Source organism: Planktothrix mougeotii LEGE 06226 (assembly GCF_015207485.1).
GTDB lineage: Bacteria > Cyanobacteriota > Cyanobacteriia > Cyanobacteriales > Microcoleaceae > Planktothrix.
Window position 1 is genome coordinate 131,931 of record NZ_JADEWU010000006.1, and the last position, 18,039, is coordinate 149,969.

Consider the following 18,039-nt stretch of genomic DNA (forward strand, 5'->3'; position numbering starts at 1 on the left):
GCCATGTCAACGACTCTCGGACAATTTAACCCCGTCGCTATTGTATTTTTCCTGCTGTTTGTTGTGGCTTCTTTAGGGATTACTTATTGGGCTTCCTCCCATACAAAAAGCACTGCACAATTTTACACCGCCGGCGGACAAATTAGTGGATTTCAAAATGGTTTAGCCCTCGCTGGCGATTTTATGAGTGCGGCGAGTTTTTTAGGCATCGCTGGTTTAGTCGCCCTGAATGGTTTTGATGGATTAATTTACTCCATTGGCTTTTTAGTCGGGTGGCCAATTGTCATGTTTTTAATTGCTGAACCCCTGCGAAATTTAGGCACCTATACCTTTTCCGATGTAGTTGCCTATCGGATGCGTCAAACCCCGGTGAGAATTGCCTCAGCTATTGGCACTTTATCAGTAGTTAGTTTCTACTTAATTGCCCAAATGGTGGGGGCGGGTAATTTAATTAAATTACTGTTTGGGATGGAATACGAATTAGCCGTGATGATTGTCGGCGGTGTCATGTTAGCCTACGTCATTTTTGGCGGCATGATGGCAACCACCTGGGTACAAATTATCAAAGCTTTTTTGTTATTGGGGGGTGCGATATTATTAACCGTTTTGGTCTTATCAAAATTTGGTTTTAATCCCTTCAATTTATTTGCCGCCGCTTCCCAAAAATATGGGCCGGAAGTGTTAGCTCCAGGGAAACAAGTTGCTAATCCTTTAGATGCCATTTCTTTAGGGATGTCTTTAATGTTTGGGACGGCCGGACTCCCGCATATTTTAATGCGTTTCTATACCGTACCCGATGCCAGAGCCGCGCGGAAATCCGTGATGTATGCCAGTTGGTTTATTGGCTTCTTTTATCTGCTAACTTTTATCCTCGGTTTTGGAGCGATGACCTTATTAGGTCGAGAGCAGATTCAAGCCATTGATAAAGGGGGAAATATGGCAGCCCCGATGTTAGCAGAAGTCTTGGGAGGGAACGTTTTACTAGGGTTTATTGCGGCGGTTTCTTTTGCCACCATTTTAGCAGTTGTGGCGGGATTAACCCTTTCCGGTGCGGCAGCTTTATCCCATGATTTATGGGTGAATGTGGTGCGCGGAGGTTCGGCGGATGAAACCGAACAATTAAAAGTTGCTAGGGGCGCCACGATGTTTTTAGGGGCTTTAGCAATTATTTTGGGAATCGTTTTTAAAGGACAAAATGTTGCCTATATGGTGGGTTTAGCCTTTGCGATCGCAGCGAGTGGTAATTTCCCCGCTTTATTGATGTCAATTTTATGGCGACGATTTACCACAAATGGTGCTGTTGCGAGTATGATTACCGGAACACTGACTTCTTTGTTTTTGATTTATTTGTCTCCCACCATTCAAATCGATTTACTCAAACATACAGAAGCCATTTTTCCGCTTAAAAACCCCGGTTTAATCACCATTCCGTTATCATTTGCCGTAGGAATTATTGTTTCTTTGCTAAAAAGCGATCGCCAAGCTTTTACCAAATTTGCAGAAGTTGAGCAATTGATTCATATTAGCGATTTACAATTTCCCTCCACCTTACCCGCCCAGGATATTGATGTAGAATTGTAGAAAACAACGATTGAGAAAAAGTTAGTAATTGCCTTTTTATAGAGATTGATAAAAAGGCAATTACTTTTTGATAATTCGTATAAATATAGCAAGCTTACCCTTTGACATCCAAAAAGGGAATCCGATGTGGCGAGATGAGAGCGCTCAGATAACGATTTGGTAAAGATGAGAAATGGGGAATAATATATAATAGATCACTATCAGTCAAGTTACTTGTAAAATATAATTATGCAAATTACCAGTATCAGAATCAAAAACTATCGAGTTTTTGAGAATTTGGAAGTAGAGAATATTCCCCCTTTTTGTGTGTTAATCGGTGCTAATGGTACCGGGAAATCAACTCTGTTTGATATTTTTGGTTTTTTGCAAGATGCTTTAAAAAATAACATTCGTCAAGCTCTGCAAATTCGAGGCGGTTACAGAGAAGTTGTTACCAGAGGCAAAGAAAAAGAAGATATAAAAATAGAGCTACAATTTCAGATGGATCTTTTAGGTAAAAAACGACTTTTTACTTATATATTGATTATTGGACAAGAAAATCGAAAACCCCTGATCCAAAGAGAAATATTGCTTTATGAACGCGGTGAATATGGCTCTCCCTATAAGTTCCTTAATTTTAGCAAAGGTAAAGGTTATGCGATCACCAATGAAGAAAATTTTAGTCAACCCGATGAAGAATTACAAAGAGAAGAACAACAACTACAATCCAATGATATTTTAGCTATTAAAGGATTAGGACAATTTCAACGTTTTCAAGCCGCTAGTGCTTTTCGTTCCCTGATCGAAAATTGGCACGTTTCCGACTTTCATATTAGCAGATCATGGGGCAGTAAAGACGCACTTTATGCTGAACATCTTTCTCCTACTGGGGATAATATAGCAATCGTTGCACAATATTTATATCGAGAACATCCTGAGATTTTCCAAACCATATTAACTAGAATAAAAGAAAGAGTCCCTGGTATTTCTACAGTAGAAGCCAAAGATACAGAAGACGGGCGATTAATTTTAAAATTTCAAGATGAAGCATTTAAAGATCCATTTATTGATCGTTATGTATCTGATGGCACAATGAAAATGTTTGCCTATTTAATTTTACTTTTTGATCCTAAACCTCACCCTTTACTTTGCGTTGAAGAACCAGAAAACCAATTATATCCCACTCTTTTAACCGAACTTGCTGAAGAATTTGCGAGTTATGCGAATAGAGGAGGACAAGTTTTTGTTTCTACCCATTCCCCTGACTTTTTAAATGCGGTTCCTTTAGACAGTATATTTTGGCTAATCAAAGAAAAAGGGATCACTAAAATGTCTAAAGCCTCAGATGACGAAATCCTCAGAAAATTAGTGGCAGAAGGAGATTTACCTGGCTATTTATGGAATCAAGGTTGGTTTAAAGGAGTTGCACCTTCATGAGTTATGACTTAATTTTTTTATTAGAAGAACCTTCGATGAAAAATGTTTTAGAAGAAATCTTACCAAAAATCATTCCTGAGCAAATTTCATTTATTTGTATTGCTCATCAAGGTAAACAAGACTTAGCTAAATCTATTCCTATTAAAATTAGAGCTTTCAAAACCAGCCCCCATACTCAATTTATCATAGTTCATGATCAAGATTCTCATAATTGCCAAAAACTTAAGGCTGAATTATTACAAATTTGTCAAACGGCTGGACAAAATACCCCCATGATTAGGATTATTTGTCATGAGTTAGAATCGTGGTTTTTAGGGGATTTGGTGGCGGTAGAAAAAGCCTATAATCTTAAACCGAATAGTTTGAGTCAACAACAAAATAAGAGAAAATACCGTAATCCTGATCAACTTAACTGTGCTAAACAGGAACTCAAAAATTTAGTCCCAGAATATTACTCAGCTACTCACTCAAAACAAATCGCTCCTTATCTATCTCTAACCGATAATAAATCTAAAAGTTTTCAGGTTTTTATGCAAGGCATCAAAATGTTATTAGAAACCCAAATTATCAGATCGCAAAAAAGTATGTGATCATATTTTGGTAACTGCTATAGAGCGATCGCATCTAGCGTCCTAACTGTCTTGATGGTTGCTATCCCATTGAGGATGAGACTCTACAAAAGCGGTCACAATATCAGCAGGAACAGGTTTAAGAAAGAAATACCCTTGAGCATATTCACAACCGAGGGAACGTAATTGTGCCAGTTGATAAGCGGTTTCTACTCCTTCAGCCACAACATCTTTATTTAACGCATGAGCTAACCGAATAATCGTGCGAACAATGGCTAAATTTTCTCCGCCTTCATCCACTTCCATTTGTCCAACAAAAGACCGATCAATTTTAATTGTATCAATGGGAAATCGAGGTAAATAACTTAAGGAAGAAAACCCGGTTCCAAAATCATCAATACTCAGCTTTAATCCTAAAGATTTTAATTTTTTTAATAGATTAATGGTAGCATCTACATCATCCATAATCACACTTTCTGTAATTTCCAATCTTAATCCAGTGGGATTAATTTGAGATTGTTGAATAATCTCTTGAATTTGTTCAATTAAATCTTGTTGAACAAACTGTCTAGCCGATAAATTAACCCCTAAAATTAATTCAGGTTGCCAATGAAATTGCTCTTGCCATAGTTTTAATTGATAACAGGCTTCTTGAATTGCCCATTTCCCCATCGGGACAATTAATCCTGTCTCTTTTGCAACTGCTATAAACCCTTCTGGGGTGATTAATCCTTCTTCGGGATGTTGCCAACGAATTAAAGCTTCAAACCCAACAATTTGTCCTGAATTTAAGGAAATAACGGGTTGATAATATAAAACAAATTCTTGACGTTCTAAGGCTAATCTTAAACTGGTTTCTAATTTTAACTGTTCAATTCCATTAACGTGCATGGTCTGTTCAAAAACTTGAATCATACCTTTGCCTAAACTTCTAGCACGATACATCGCAGTATGGGCATTTCTTAATAAATACTCTGCCCTATTTTCAGCCGTTTCACTTAAGGCAATGCCAATGCTTAAGCTCATGAAGATATCATGATGATTTAATTGAAACGGAGAGAGCAAAGCGTTATGAATACGTTCGGCTACAAACACTGCATTTTGAGGAGGTTTTAATTGTTCAATTAAAATGGCAAATTCATCTCCTCCTAAACGAGCAATCAGATCTTGATTTCTCAAACAAGTTTTCATCCGTTGCACCATTTCAATTAAGAGTTGATTTCCGGCTTCATATCCTAAACTATCGTTAATTCTCTTAAATCGATCAAGATTTAAAAATAAAACCGCACATTGAGATTGAGACTGTTTTGTTTTTGAAATCGCCCATCCCACCCGGTCTAAAAATAAGGTACGGTTGGGGAGTTGTGTTAAAGAATCATGCAAAGAATTGTGAATTTGCTTATAGGCAATAACGCCAGTTCCTGCTAAAAATAAGGAAAAAAGAGGAGCAATAATAGGAACCCAAGCATTGAATAAAAACAGTCCGTAGCTGGTTCCCAATAAACTCAAAATTCCCCCCATTAAAGCTAACCCTTGATGGAGAGGATGACGAATCCGCCACATTGATATTCCTCCCACCATTGCCCAAATTCCAATCCATACTATTTCTAAATATTGAGGTAAGAATACAAATAAATTAGAACGGGGAAGGAGAATTTGATCCCCTAGAATTAAATGGGTTTTTTGAGCGGGATTATTCAAGGCAGCATTAATAATCTGGCTCACCATTTGACCATGAATTAATACCCCAGGCATTTTAAAATTCTCCGCAGCTTTAATACTATAAGGTGTTAAAAAAGCATCGGGAATACTAGGGGCTGTTGTTCCAATTAAAATGACTTTATTTTTAACCCAATCTGGGTTAACTTGATTGGATAAAACTTCACTGATACTCACAATGCGGGCAACTTCTGGAGATCGATAATTCAGCAGAATTTGATAACCTCGATCATCAATATTTCCATAACCTCCATCTCCTGATTTCAAAGAAAAAAATGTTGTTTTTCCCAGTTCCATATATTCACGATGACGGCTATTATTTTTAGGTTCAATTCCATGATTTTTTAAGTAAGTTAAAGCCATCTGTAAAGAAAAGGCAAAAACTGTTTGATCATCTTGACCACTGGCAAATAATAATTGCCGACGCACCACCCCATCAGCATCTAAAACTAAATCATTAAATCCAATTCGTTCTCGCTCAATTCCTGGGGGAGGTGGAACACTCGGATTTTTAGAATTTCCGATTTTCGTAATCACAATTACATTATCTGCTTTTAACTGCTTTAATAACTCTTTTCCCCCCGGTTCTTGTGGTAAATCCCGATATAAATCTAACCCAATAACATCCGGTTGATGTTGCTGAATTTTGGCAAAAACCTGCGCTAAAACCCGATCAGTTAGAGGCCATTTTTTTTGAGATTGAATATCCTCTTCAGTAATCGCAACAATTAATAAATTAGGGTCAGGGTCGGGAATGGGTCGCAAACAAACGAAGGCATCAAACATCCTTAATTCAAAGGATTCTAACCCTCCTAATTTTTGACATCCCACCACAAACAAGGTGACAATTAAACTGGTTAATAAAGCTGGGGATAACCGCACTGAGGTTGGTAAGATATTGCCTTTGTCCCTAAGCATCCCAGACACCTGATGGCGCATCTTAACCCAAGATTCGAGAAAACTGAGCTTTCGAGAAAACATGAATTCAAGGTAAAATACAATAAGAAACCATTTTAAGTAAATTCCCCTTTTGGGTATAATTTACAGGAAATCTTTTCTATCACTGGAAATTCTGGGTTCGGTGTATTCTAAACAAAGCTCATCTTTTATAGTTCACACCCTTATTCCCTTCTATTCTAATTTCCTTTGGAACAACTTCTCAATTTTGTCGTTGTATTTAAGGCTAATCCGTGCTGGTATGACTAATTCACTTCCGATTCCTGTGATTGTTAATGGTGCTGGGGGAAAAATGGGCCGCGAGGTGATTAAAGCGGTGGCGGCTTCCCCTGATATGACCTTGTTGGGGGCGATTGATCATAACCCTGCTTATCTCGAACAAGACGCTGGAACTTTAGCGGGGATTGATCCCTTGGAAGTTCCGATTATGAATGATCGCGAAGGACTTTTAGCCATGGCCGCCCAGGAAAAACAACTGGGGGTCATGGTGGATTTTACCCATCCTGATTCAGTGTATGACAATATTCGCGCTGCGATCGCCTATGGCGTGCGTCCGGTTGTGGGAACAACGGGGTTAAGTCCGACCCAAATTCAGGAATTAGCGGAATTTGCCGATAAAGCCAGTACCGGTTGTTTGCTCATTCCCAATTTCTCGATTGGAATGGTATTGTTACAACAGGCAGCAATCTCAGCATCTCGCTATTTTGATCACGTTGAAATTATTGAATTACATCATAACCAAAAAGCCGATGCGCCCAGTGGAACGGCGGTACAAACGGCGCAATTATTAGCAGAATTAGGGAAAACTTATAATGTTCCCTTAGTTAAAGAAACGGAAAAATTAACCGGAGCCAGAGGAGCCGAAGCTGGAGAAGGAATTCGGATTCATAGTGTGCGTTTACCGGGGTTAATTGCTCATCAAGAAGTGATTTTTGGGGCGGCGGGTCAAATTTATACCTTGCGTCATGATACCAGCGATCGCTCTTGTTATATGCCCGGAGTTCTCTTAGCCATTCGCAAAGTTGTACAACTCAAAACCTTTGTTTATGGGCTAGAAAAAATTTTATAATGGGCAATAGGGAATGGGCAATGGACAACAGGGTAAGAGGCAAAGATATAGAATCTTTAGTCAACTAAGCTCCCATTGACAACGAGAATGGTTATTGATCTTCTGATCAAGATCGAAATATAAATCCCGATCGCCTATTCCCTTAAATCAATGATTAGAACACTTAAAAAATAAATTATCATTCCCCCTTCCCCCTTCCCTATTCGTAATTTTCAATTCGTAATTCGTAATTCGTAATTCGTAATTAAAAAAAATGCTTGTTCCTATAACTCGTCAAACTTTTGAAGACTTAATTCCAGCCGCTGCGACGGGTGAACAGTACAAATATTGTTGGGGAAAACCCAGAGATTTTCTAAAACGATTATTAGTTTCTGCGGTTTGTTTAGCCGTTTGGATTTTTCTGGAATATAACGTCGAAGGTGATGCGCTGAAAATCCTAGTGTTAATTGCTGGAATTATCTCCTGTTTATATTGGTTATGGATGCCTGTTTGGGAAGCGAGTTGGCGGAATGCTAAATATCGAAAATATCCCTATGCTGGATTTTTACAGGGAGAAATTCTCGATTTTTATATTAGTGAAGCCGTGACGGAACAACAGGAATCGGTTAATAAACGGGGAGAATTGATTATTATTGAAAACTTAGAACGCCGAATTAATGTTGAAGTCGGGGATGAATCCGGGTTTACAACCTTAATTCAAGCGCCTTTAAATCGCAATCATAAACGGTTGCGTCGGGGTCAAGTTGCCCAAATGGTTGTTATGTCTTATTTAGATGATTTAAGCGAAATTAATGAAGTTTCTGATATCTATATTCCCAGCCAAAATCTTTGGGTGAGTGACTATCCTTATGTCCGTCGAGATATTTTTCAAGAAATTAGTCGGCGTTTCCAGTCTCGTCGTTCCCCGAAAAAAGCACCTCCTTCTCCCAAAACCTCTGCTATTGAACGCTATGATCCGATGAACCGTTATCAGCAAAGGTATGATGATCCAGAACCTTAAACTTAAATTTTAGGGGGTATAGAACTCCCCACTAAAGGTTGAGTTTTATTTTGAACTAATTCAACAAAATTATCTAAAATTTTCAGTCCCGCAGTCGAGGATTTTTCCGGGTGAAATTGTACCGCCATGACGTTATTTTGAGCAATAGCCGCCGTGACGATTTGACTTCCATGTTGAATGGTGGCGGCGGTTAAATTCTGATCTGTGGGATCAACATAATAAGAATGAACAAAATAAACCCAAGGTTCTGAACCAATGGTTTTCCACAACGGTAAATTCGGTTGAGTTAAACAGAGTTGATTCCAACCCATGTGGGGAATGGTTAATCCGGGTTCTGACTGGAAGCGTCGCACTGTTCCAGGGAATATTCCTAAACCGGGTTCTTGACCTTCTTCTGAAGATTCAAATAGAATTTGTAAGCCTAAACAAATCCCTAAAAACGGAATACCCGCAGCAATCACATCTTGAATCGGTTCTACTAGCTGACGCGATCGCAAATGTTGCATGGCGGGGTCAAAGGAACCCACTCCGGGTAAGACAACTGCATCTGCATTTTTAATTTCTGTTGCTGAGTCAGTGACGTGAGGGTGTGCACCCGCTTTTTCCAAGCCTTTACAAACGGAGTGCAAATTCCCCATATCGTAGTCAATAACGGCGATCACAGACATTGATTACTGTCCTTATCCTGTGGGTTAAAATAATTCTAATTTTACCATAACTATCAACATCTGTTTTCAGATGTGAGAAATTATAAAGCTTCATTTCCCACTTTTCGGGCTGCCTAGTTTTTACTTTCCCTATACTATAGTGATAAAAGAAGGATTAGAAAGTAATTTAAATTAATAACAGATTACTATTAACACTTGACTTTTGAACTAATAACTGATAACTGATAACTGATGACTGATCACTGATGACTGATAACTGATTAACTACCATTGCGGGGAAGATCGCAGTAAATTAACTGCTTGTTCAGGTGTTAACGCTTCTGAGAAAAAATACCCTTGACCAAAATCACAATTTAATTGCCTTAATTTTGCTAATTGCTGGGCTGTTTCGATGCCTTCTGCAATTACATTCATTCCCATCTTTTGAGCAATATTAATAATCACCGGAACTAAGCCTAATCTTTGCGGGATTTCATCTAATCCTTGAATAAAGGATCGATCAATTTTTAAGGTATCTACAGGAAATGAATGGAGATAACTCAAGGAAGAATATCCCGTCCCAAAGTCATCTAAACTGAGTTGAATTTCTCGTTGTCGTAACTGATTTAAAATAATCTGTGCTGTTTTCAGATTATCCATAATGGCACTTTCTTTAATTTCTAATTTTAAAGATCGAGAATTCAGATGAGTTTCTCGAATAATTTCATCTAGTTGATTAATTAAATTACTTTGGGTAAATTGTCGCGGGGTGAGATTAATACTAATGGTTAACGGAATTTCCTGAAATTGTTGTTGCAAATCATGGATTTGTTCTGCTGCTTGTCTTAAAATCCAATTGCCAATTTCTATAATTAAACCAGTTTCTTCTGCCACGGGAAGAAACTTAGCGGGGGGAATTAAACCCTGTTGAGGATGATGCCAACAAACTAAGGCTTCAAATCCGACAATTTTACCTGTTTTTAAAGCAATAATCGGTTGATACTTAACGGCTAATTGTTGTTCTTTAATCGCCGTGCGTAAATCGGTATCAAGTTGTAAAAAAGATAAGGCATTTTGGTACATAGAAGGATCAAATATTTGATAACAAGAAGTTCCTCGGTATTTTGCACGATACATGGCCGTATCCACATCGCGTAAAATTTGTTCCGGTCGGGTATAGTCCGGTTGACTATAGGCAACTCCAATACTGGCATTAATATAAATCGGATAAGTTAAAATAGAAAAGGGTTGAGCTAAAATATCAATAATGGTTTCTGCCATTTTAATCGCGGCTTCAGGGTCAGTTAAATGGGTTAATAAAATGGCAAATTCATCTCCCCCAAATCGAGCCAAAATATCCACATCAGGAAAGGCTGATTCTAATCGTTGGGCTATGGCAATTAATAATTGATCTCCCACCGAATGACCCAAAGAATCATTAATCACTTTAAAGCGATCGCAATCTAAAAATAAAACGGCAAATTGACAATTGGGATCAGCTTGTAACTCCTTCAGGGCGACTTCTAAACGTTGAATAAATAAAACTCGATTGGGTAAGGTCGTCAACTCATCATACAAGGCTTTTTTGAGCAGTTGAGCATGAACCTCTTCCAGTTGTTGGGTGCGTTCCTTAACCCGGTTTTCTAATTCTGTATTTAATTCTACAATTTTTTTCCGAGCAAATTGTAACGACAGTTGATTTTGTACCCGTACTAAAACTTCATCAAATTGAAACGGTTTAGTAATATAATCTGCCGCCCCCACAGCAAACCCTTTAAGTTTATTCTGAACCTCATCTAAAGCACTTAAAAAGATCACCGGAATTTCAGTGGTTTTAGGATTGGCTTTAATGGACTTACAAACCTCATACCCATCCATTTGAGGCATCATAATATCTAATAAAACTAAATCAGGAGCTTGAATTTCAATCGCTCTTAATGCGATGATGCCATTCAAAGCTTGGCGCACGTCATACCCACGCCGAATCAGCATCTTTGATAATAATCGCAAGTTTTCAGGATTATCATCAATGATCAGAATATTGCCACTATAAATATCAGGTTGTTTGTGAATCATTGTTTTTTCCGCACCGAATCTTCGGGCTGTTTCGCCCATTCCATGACTTGATCAAAGTGAAAGTTATCCACTAAATCACTCAAATGTTGAGCCATTGCTTCATGTTCAGGTGGAATTTGACCAATAAGCTGAAGTAACAAACGATCACTGCATTGAGCCGCCGCATAATAGAGTTGTTCGACCCATTCTGGTGGCATGATCTCTAATGCAGGGGAAATAACCAAAGGTGAAGAAAGAGTAGGGGGGGATAGGGAAAGTGATCCTAGCCGTTGAGACAAAAATTCGGGCGCATATTGATATTCCACCTTTAAATATTCACTTATTTTGTCCAAAAGTTCATCCTCTGGAAACGGAATACACAAAAAATCATCAAAACCCACCGATAAAGCCAATTGTTTATCCTCCTGTGATCCTGATGGGATCATGGCTAGAATAATCGTTTGATGGGGAAGTCCTTCCTCAAATTCGGTTTCAGAGTTTCTGAACTCAGGTGAATCGTCAAGGGGACATTCTTCTAGGCGAATTCTTTGAATGGCTTCATAACCACTCATAATCGGCATCCACATCTTCATGACAATTAAGTGGGGTTTCCAAACACGCTGAAGGATTAAACCTTCCTGACCATTTTCTGCTTCACGGACTTGAAACCCCATTTGTTCAAGAAACTGAGTTAGATGACAACGCCAAGCAATTTGATCTTCCACGACCAACAAACGATAGTTGGGTTGATTGGAAGATAAACCGATAATTTTCCCCGCAGCAGAAACCGGATCTTGAGATTGAACTTCTCCAAGTTGGACAGGAATCACTAAGGTTAATTTTACGCCTTGATTGGAGGAACGTTCCATCACCATTGTTCCTTCCATCAGATGTAAAAATTGTTGACTCATGGGTAAGCTCAAATGTTCTGCTTCTGGAAAGGCTAGACTCCTTTGAACGGATGTAAAAGGTTTAAATAAATCTTTAATTTCTAGGGAATCTTGATTCAACACGGTGGTTTCAATTTCAAATTCAAGTTTGATGGCTTCTGGCGGAGAATTCGATGGCGAAGGGGACATGAGAACCTCCGAATTGGGCAATAGGGCTTTAACGCGCAAGCATAACGTTCCCGCTTCTGTCCAAGTCATCAAATGTCCTAAACAATTTAAAAGAATTTGCCTGAATTTATTTTCATCAGCAATAATCCATTGGGGAAGATTTGGATCTCGTTCCACCTCAAATTTTAAGCCTTTCGATTTAATTTTGGTACTCAGTAAATCTTGGACATAATCTAACCCCTGAAATAAATCAAACTGGGTGGGATTCAGACTAATTCGGTCAGCTTCTAACTTCGACATTTCCAGAATATCGTTAATTAGAGCTAATAAATGTTTTCCACTTCGATGAATAATCTTGATTTGTTCTTGTTGCTCATAACTCAGACTCGAATCTCGGTTCATCAGTTGAGTAAAGCCTAAAATTGCATTCAGAGGCGTGCGTAATTCATGACTCATATTCGCTAAAAATTCACTTTTAGCTCGGTTGGCTGCATCTGCCGCTTCTTTGGCTTGACACAGTTCTTCCGATTGTTGTTGGGTATGAGTTAATAACGCTACTTGTTGTAACGCCACTCCTAATTGGGAACCAATTTGTACGACTAAATTAATTTCTGATTCTTGCCATTGACGGGAATTAAAATGTTGATACACCGCCAACAGTCCCCACAATTTTAGCCGAGAGGAAACCAAGGAGGAAGTCGCTGTTGATACCGTTTGGCAGAAAATCGGAACAATTAAATAGGATTTTACCTGCATTCGTTCTAACAATTGCAAATAACAATCGGGAAATCCAGCTTGATAAATATCATCAATACACAAATAGCTCAGACCATCCCGATGCACTCCCTCTTGAATATCTCGAAGATAAGTATCTTGAACCCGATCTTCTTGGTTTAAACTTAATAAAACACAATTTTCAGGTTCCAAAATTGTCGGATCAAAATCGGGATCATGAATGGATTGATACAGGAGAGATTGACAACCAGATACCAAAGATTCTGCTACAAATTGACCCCGACCATCGGTATTAAATTGATAAATTCCGACTCGATCACTGTTTAATTCATACCGTAATTCTTGAGTGGTGGTGCTGAAAATTGTATCTGCATCCAACGTTTGGCGCATTCGACCAATCATTCGGGCTAGGGTCTGTTGACGTTGGGCTGTTTCTCGTAGTACGGTTTCGGCTTGTTTATTTTGAGTAATATCAATAATTAAACCATCCCATAAAATGCTACCATCGGCTTGAGGTTCAGGACGGGCATTTGCTTGTAACCATTTGATCTGACTTGAAGCCGTGATAATTCGCCAGGTATAAGTCCAAGGACTTAAATATTCAGCAGAATCACAAATTGAATTGAGCACTCCTTGTAAATCTTCTCGATGAACTTTGGCGAATAATTGATGGACATCAATCATCGCCTGGGAGGGAGATATCTCATATAAATCCCAACACCCAGAACTAATATAGGGTAAACTCATAGAACCATCGGGATGCAGCATAAATTGATAAATCACCCCCGGTATATTATCGGCTAAATTTTGATAGCGAGTTTTACTTTTTTCTAAGGCTTGTTGGGTTTCTTGAGTGGTTTGACGAATTGCAATTAATTCTCCAATTAGTTTCAGCCAATTTTGGGTTTCTATTGTCCATCCTTCTATAGAATGGAAATTAATAATCCCCATAAATCCTTTGGTTTTTCCAGATTTCATTAAGGGAATAAATATCAGGGATTGACAACCGATACAACGCAGAGTTTTGAGATCTTGAGGGGATAAATCAGGACATTCATCTAAATTGGCGATCGCTAAAATTTCGGTTCTTTTAGATTGTAATTGTTGATGAATCCAGGGTAACGTTTGCACCGATAAAACCGGGTTAGAATGGGTTCCATTTTGGGGTTCATTCAGCCACCATTGAGCCGTAATATTCCAGGGAGTATGGGGAGAATTACAATTAAAAATAAATGTCCAATCACACTGGAGAAATTGAGCAATTTCTTGTAGGGTAGAACGAATTGTATTTTCTAGGGTTTCATTAATAAACAGCCGAGAAATATCGCTGAGGAGATGATCCATTCGAGATCGATATTCCAATAATTCTTCTGCTAATTGTCGTTCCAGTTCCGCCCCGGCTCGATCAGCAAAAATTTTCAGAAGAGATTCTTGACTAACATTCAGTTGTTTATTGTGAATATCTATAACAATTAATATTCCAATAATATCATGATCAGAATTAAATAAAGGAATCCCCCAATAACTTTGGGCTTGTAATTCTGTCAAGTCTTGATCATCAGGAAATAAAATCTGTACATTTTCGCTAAAATGACAGGACTGAGCCATTTTAATCACCTGCTCACAGGGGGTTCCTATTAAGTCATAAAGCCAGCGATCGCTCCATTTTTCCCCATCCCAAAAAGCTAAATTAGCAAGTTGAGGGGGAGCAGTCTTTAAAAGTTTAAAAACCCCCACATAACGAACTTGTAAAACTTCCGCTAAATAGTAAACGCAGGAACGAAAAAACTCTTGACCTGTTTTGGAAGCCGTTCCTTCCACAATCATTTGTAAGGCGCGTTCCGTTGTTTTTTGTTCTGTAATATCCGATGCGGTTCCCGTTATCCCAATCACGTCTCCTTGAGCATTATAAACCGGAAAGGCATTTACTAACAAATGTACCCATTTTCCTGATTTAGAAACATTAATCAGGTGGTGTCGGACTAAAGCTTGACCTGCTAATACTGGTTGAAATACCTTTTGAACATAAGAAACTTGAGTTAGAGGAACAAAATGGGAAAAAAGACGACCCATCACTTCTTCCGGTTCATATTCCAGAATCGTTTTAACGGCTGGATTCACAAAGGTATAACAACCCTTTAAATTAGCTGACCAAATAATATCTTGAGAGGTTTCAACTAAATTCCGATATTTTTTTTCACTTTTTCTTAAAGCTTCTTCAGCTTCTTGCCGATCTTGTTGAGCTAATTCTTGCTCGGTAATATCATTAATAATTGATAAAATACAAGTTTTTTCTTCTAATGCAATTAATTCTGCTGATAATAACAACGTTTTGATTTGACCCGCTTTGGTTCGCTGTTGAATCATTTGATTATGAATCGAATTTCCCTGTTGCAGATATTGTTTTAATTGAGATTCATCTTCAGGATTAACCCACAGGTTTAACTCAATCGCAGTTTGACCAATGACTTCAAATTCTTCATAGCCAAAAGTTTTGAGGAAACTGGGATTAACATCTAAAAAATAGCCTTCATCATAGGTCATTAAACTAATAGGATTCGGACTATTAAAAAAGGCTTTCGTAAATTTTTCTTCGAGTTGTTGACGGGTTGTAATTTCAGCCCGGAGTTGCAGATTTTGGGCTTTTAATTGACGATGTAAACTTTGGATCGTTAGTTGATGGTGAATACGAGCCAAAATTTCATCTTTTTGTAAAGGTTTAGTTAGATAGTCTGCCGCCCCAATTTGAAACGCTTTTACTTTTTCAGAAACCTCTTCAATTACGCTAACAAAGATAACCGGAATATGCTGCGTTGTCAAATCAACTTTCAGACGTTGACAGACTTCATATCCATCCAAACCGGGCATCATAATATCCAATATGATGACATCTGGAAGAGTTTCCCTGGCAACCTTTAATCCCAATTCCCCAGAATTAGCGAGTTGAACTTGGTAGCCTTGCAAACTCAGGAGTTTTCCTAAATATTTAAGGTTGATCGGAGAATCATCAATGATTAAAATATTAACAGCTTGATATTCAGCTTTCATCCATCCAGTATCCTGATTGAGCCAGCCCTCAGTAATCCGTCATCACTCATCAGTCGTCTGTTATCGGTTAAGGGTTAACTCAAAACCAATTTTAGATAACAGATAACTGATGACTAATTCCTGATCCTAAGCTTTTTTTAATAATTCTGCCCGGATCGAGCCGCCTTTCCACGTCCATTCCTCTCGTTCCTCCGTTGGGACAAACTGTGCCCACAGACTTCCTGGAGCCACTTCATAGAAATGGTCGATCTGTGCGATCGCTATTTCTCCCCAAGGTGCTCTCACCTGGATCAGATCCCCCAAACGAAAAACATCCCCGGTTGCATTTTGGGCTTCTTCGAGTTCAACCCAGGGTTTAGGGGGTGTGTGATCGACTCGCCGAGGTTTACTAAAAGAGGGTCTATTTCTATCAGAATCAGAATGTGGACGGGAAGGACGAATGGATTTTTCACTTCCTGCGGGTGTCAATTGAATTTCCAGAGCAGGTTTGGGTCTGACAATAGCGGGGGGGGTTTTCTCGTCCATGAATCAACGGCTCCATCAAGAATGAATGTGAGTAGTTTAGATCAACATTCTAGACCTTGTGGATGCTTCCGTGCCAAGCCACGAGGTTCTGTTTGTGTCAAAACACAATTCAAAACAAATCAGCCCTTGTAAACGTGTTAGGTTAGGTTTAGTCTAACCTTTCCTCGGTGTCTTTACCTTGAGCTTGAAGTTCTCCGACCGTTCTATCCTTTGGGAATCTAATTTAACAGGTTTATTTGTTTTTAGCGAGAGAGATTTACCGTTTCAGGAGTCACCCCGTCATGAATAAAAATCAGCAAGATCTTCGTCGTAGTGCCGCCGAAAAATTCATTGAGTCTTTTGATCAAGAATTATTAAGTGCATTTCAAGAACCCGATACCGTGACTCCCCCCCCTCAAGCTGCACCCCCAGAAAAATCGGGATCTTCCCCTCGTCCCTCTAAACACCCGGAAGGGATTAGTTTATCAGATTTGGAAGAAGCAATTTCTGATATTGAACAATATTTAAAAGATCGACATACACAAAAATAAAGGCAAGGGGATCAGACAGAGCAGTAGAGTAAGCTTTACCCGTCAACCGTCACACCCCGGTTCGTTGGCGTTGAGCTTCATAGAGCATGAGGGCCGCACAAATGCCAACATTCAGAGACTCTACCCCTCGCTGTAAGGGAATTTGAACTTGATGATCCGCTAAAGCCTGAAGCTCAGGAGAAAGTCCACCCCCTTCATTCCCAAAAACCATCAACGTGGGTTGGGTAAAATCTAATTGCCAATAGGATAGGGAGGCTTGGGGAACCGTCGCTACAATTTGTAATCCTTGTTGCTGAAATCGGATAATATCGTCGGCTAAATTAAAGCTTACTGTTTTATTTAAACGAAACCAAGCTCCCGCAGAGGCCCTTAACACTTTGGGGTGATCTAAATCGACACTATCAGCACTCAGCCACAACCCGTCTACTCCGGCGGCGGTGGCGGTGCGAATAATGGTTCCTAAGTTACCCGGATCTTGTAACGTTTCTAAGGCAATTCCTAAACCCTGAAGTGCTTGGGGTTTCAACTCCAAGCGAGGCGCTAAGGCAATTACGCCATCAGGATGAACCGTTGTCGCCATCGCTTCGAGTACCTCTGGACTGACCCGTTCAAATCGGGGCGTTTGTTGGCGTAAACTATCCCATAAAGGTTGGTGACGATCTTGCCACAGTGAAGTATAACAAATTGTGGTTAAGGGATAGCCCGCAGCAGAAGCTTCTTCAACTAAGTGGGTTCCTTCTAATAAAAATAACTGTTGTTCTTTGCGTCCCTTCGCTTGGTGAAGTTTGCGAATTTGCTTCACTAAGGGATTTTGCAGACTCGTTAACATGATCAGTGTGGAACAGGCATCTTGCCTGTTAAATCGTTAAATCGGGTGTGGCCTACCAAAAGAGTAAAATCAGATTAGGGCGAGGAAACCACGCCCCTACCTGTCAGATGCGGAACCCGGGACTTGAACCCGGAAGTCCTTGCGAACACTAGAACCTGAATCTAGCGCGTCTACCAATTCCGCCAGTTCCGCTTTTTTATTCATTTGCACAATTATCAATCTTGTCATGGTTTTGTAAATTTGTCAATCCCTCTTTTGATTTAATTATAGTAGGGAGTAGGGGACAGGGGACGGGGGGGAC

At 39.3% G+C, this 18,039-nt stretch carries 12 protein-coding genes and 1 tRNA gene; 6 read left to right on the forward strand and 7 right to left on the reverse strand.

Going from position 1 to position 18,039, the window contains the following annotated elements; translation table 11 throughout:
- Positions 1-3 precede the first annotated feature (3 nt).
- The 3 genes from IQ236_RS04825 (at position 4) to IQ236_RS04835 (ending at position 3,587) form a co-directional block, all read left to right on the forward strand.
- On the forward strand, positions 4-1,581 hold the full coding sequence (locus IQ236_RS04825; RefSeq protein ID WP_193868207.1) for a sodium:solute symporter family transporter: 1,578 nt from the start codon (positions 4-6) through the stop codon (positions 1,579-1,581).
- A 228-nt stretch (positions 1,582-1,809) separates the two neighbouring features.
- Positions 1,810-2,997, forward strand: coding sequence for an AAA family ATPase (locus tag IQ236_RS04830; protein WP_193868208.1), 1,188 nt, complete (start codon positions 1,810-1,812; stop codon positions 2,995-2,997).
- Positions 2,994-3,587 carry a DUF4276 family protein gene (locus IQ236_RS04835; RefSeq protein WP_193868209.1) on the forward strand — a complete coding sequence of 198 codons (594 nt, stop codon included), beginning with the start codon at positions 2,994-2,996 and terminating at the stop codon, positions 3,585-3,587. The genes IQ236_RS04830 and IQ236_RS04835 overlap by 4 nt, the downstream gene beginning before the upstream one ends.
- Positions 3,588-3,629: 42 nt before the next feature.
- Here IQ236_RS04835 and IQ236_RS04840 read toward each other — a convergent pair whose 3' ends face one another.
- Positions 3,630-6,203, reverse strand: a complete 2,574-nt coding sequence (locus IQ236_RS04840; RefSeq protein WP_228041423.1) for an EAL domain-containing protein — start codon at positions 6,201-6,203, stop codon at positions 3,630-3,632.
- Between the two features lie 280 nt (positions 6,204-6,483).
- Here IQ236_RS04840 and dapB point away from each other — a divergent pair, with 280 nt between their 5' ends.
- The gene (gene dapB / locus IQ236_RS04845; RefSeq protein ID WP_190524160.1) at positions 6,484-7,311 is read left to right on the forward strand and encodes a 4-hydroxy-tetrahydrodipicolinate reductase; all 828 of its coding nucleotides are present in this window, start codon (positions 6,484-6,486) and stop codon (positions 7,309-7,311) included.
- 253 nt (positions 7,312-7,564) lie between these two features.
- Positions 7,565-8,311, forward strand: a complete 747-nt coding sequence (locus IQ236_RS04850; protein ID WP_193868210.1) for a phosphate ABC transporter permease — start codon at positions 7,565-7,567, stop codon at positions 8,309-8,311.
- 2 nt (positions 8,312-8,313) lie between these two features.
- Here the strand turns inward: IQ236_RS04850 and hisH are convergent, their stop codons facing one another.
- The 4 genes from hisH to IQ236_RS04870 all read right to left on the reverse strand — a co-directional run bounded on the left by hisH (position 8,314) and on the right by IQ236_RS04870 (position 16,379).
- Entirely contained in the window at positions 8,314-8,979 is a 666-nt protein-coding gene (gene hisH, locus IQ236_RS04855; RefSeq protein WP_193868211.1) for an imidazole glycerol phosphate synthase subunit HisH, read from the reverse strand.
- 264 nt (positions 8,980-9,243) lie between these two features.
- Entirely contained in the window at positions 9,244-11,034 is a 1,791-nt protein-coding gene (locus IQ236_RS04860; RefSeq protein WP_193868212.1) for a putative bifunctional diguanylate cyclase/phosphodiesterase, read from the reverse strand.
- Positions 11,031-15,854 carry a response regulator gene (locus IQ236_RS04865; RefSeq protein ID WP_193868213.1) on the reverse strand — a complete coding sequence of 1,608 codons (4,824 nt, stop codon included), beginning with the start codon at positions 15,852-15,854 and terminating at the stop codon, positions 11,031-11,033. The genes IQ236_RS04860 and IQ236_RS04865 overlap by 4 nt, the downstream gene beginning before the upstream one ends.
- Positions 15,855-15,980: 126 nt before the next feature.
- Positions 15,981-16,379: a hypothetical protein gene (locus IQ236_RS04870; RefSeq protein WP_193868214.1), complete on the reverse strand. Its 399-nt coding sequence runs from the start codon at positions 16,377-16,379 to the stop codon at positions 15,981-15,983.
- A gap of 281 nt (positions 16,380-16,660) precedes the next feature.
- Between IQ236_RS04870 and IQ236_RS04875 the strand changes: the two genes are divergently transcribed.
- A complete protein-coding gene (locus IQ236_RS04875) occupies positions 16,661-16,909 on the forward strand; it encodes a hypothetical protein (RefSeq protein ID WP_193868215.1) in 249 nt (82 codons plus the stop codon).
- 49 nt (positions 16,910-16,958) lie between these two features.
- Here IQ236_RS04875 and IQ236_RS04880 read toward each other — a convergent pair whose 3' ends face one another.
- Entirely contained in the window at positions 16,959-17,738 is a 780-nt protein-coding gene (locus IQ236_RS04880; RefSeq protein WP_193868216.1) for a TrmH family RNA methyltransferase, read from the reverse strand.
- A gap of 108 nt (positions 17,739-17,846) precedes the next feature.
- A tRNA-Leu gene (locus tag IQ236_RS04885) sits at positions 17,847-17,930 on the reverse strand.
- Between the last annotated feature and the right edge of the window lie 109 nt (positions 17,931-18,039).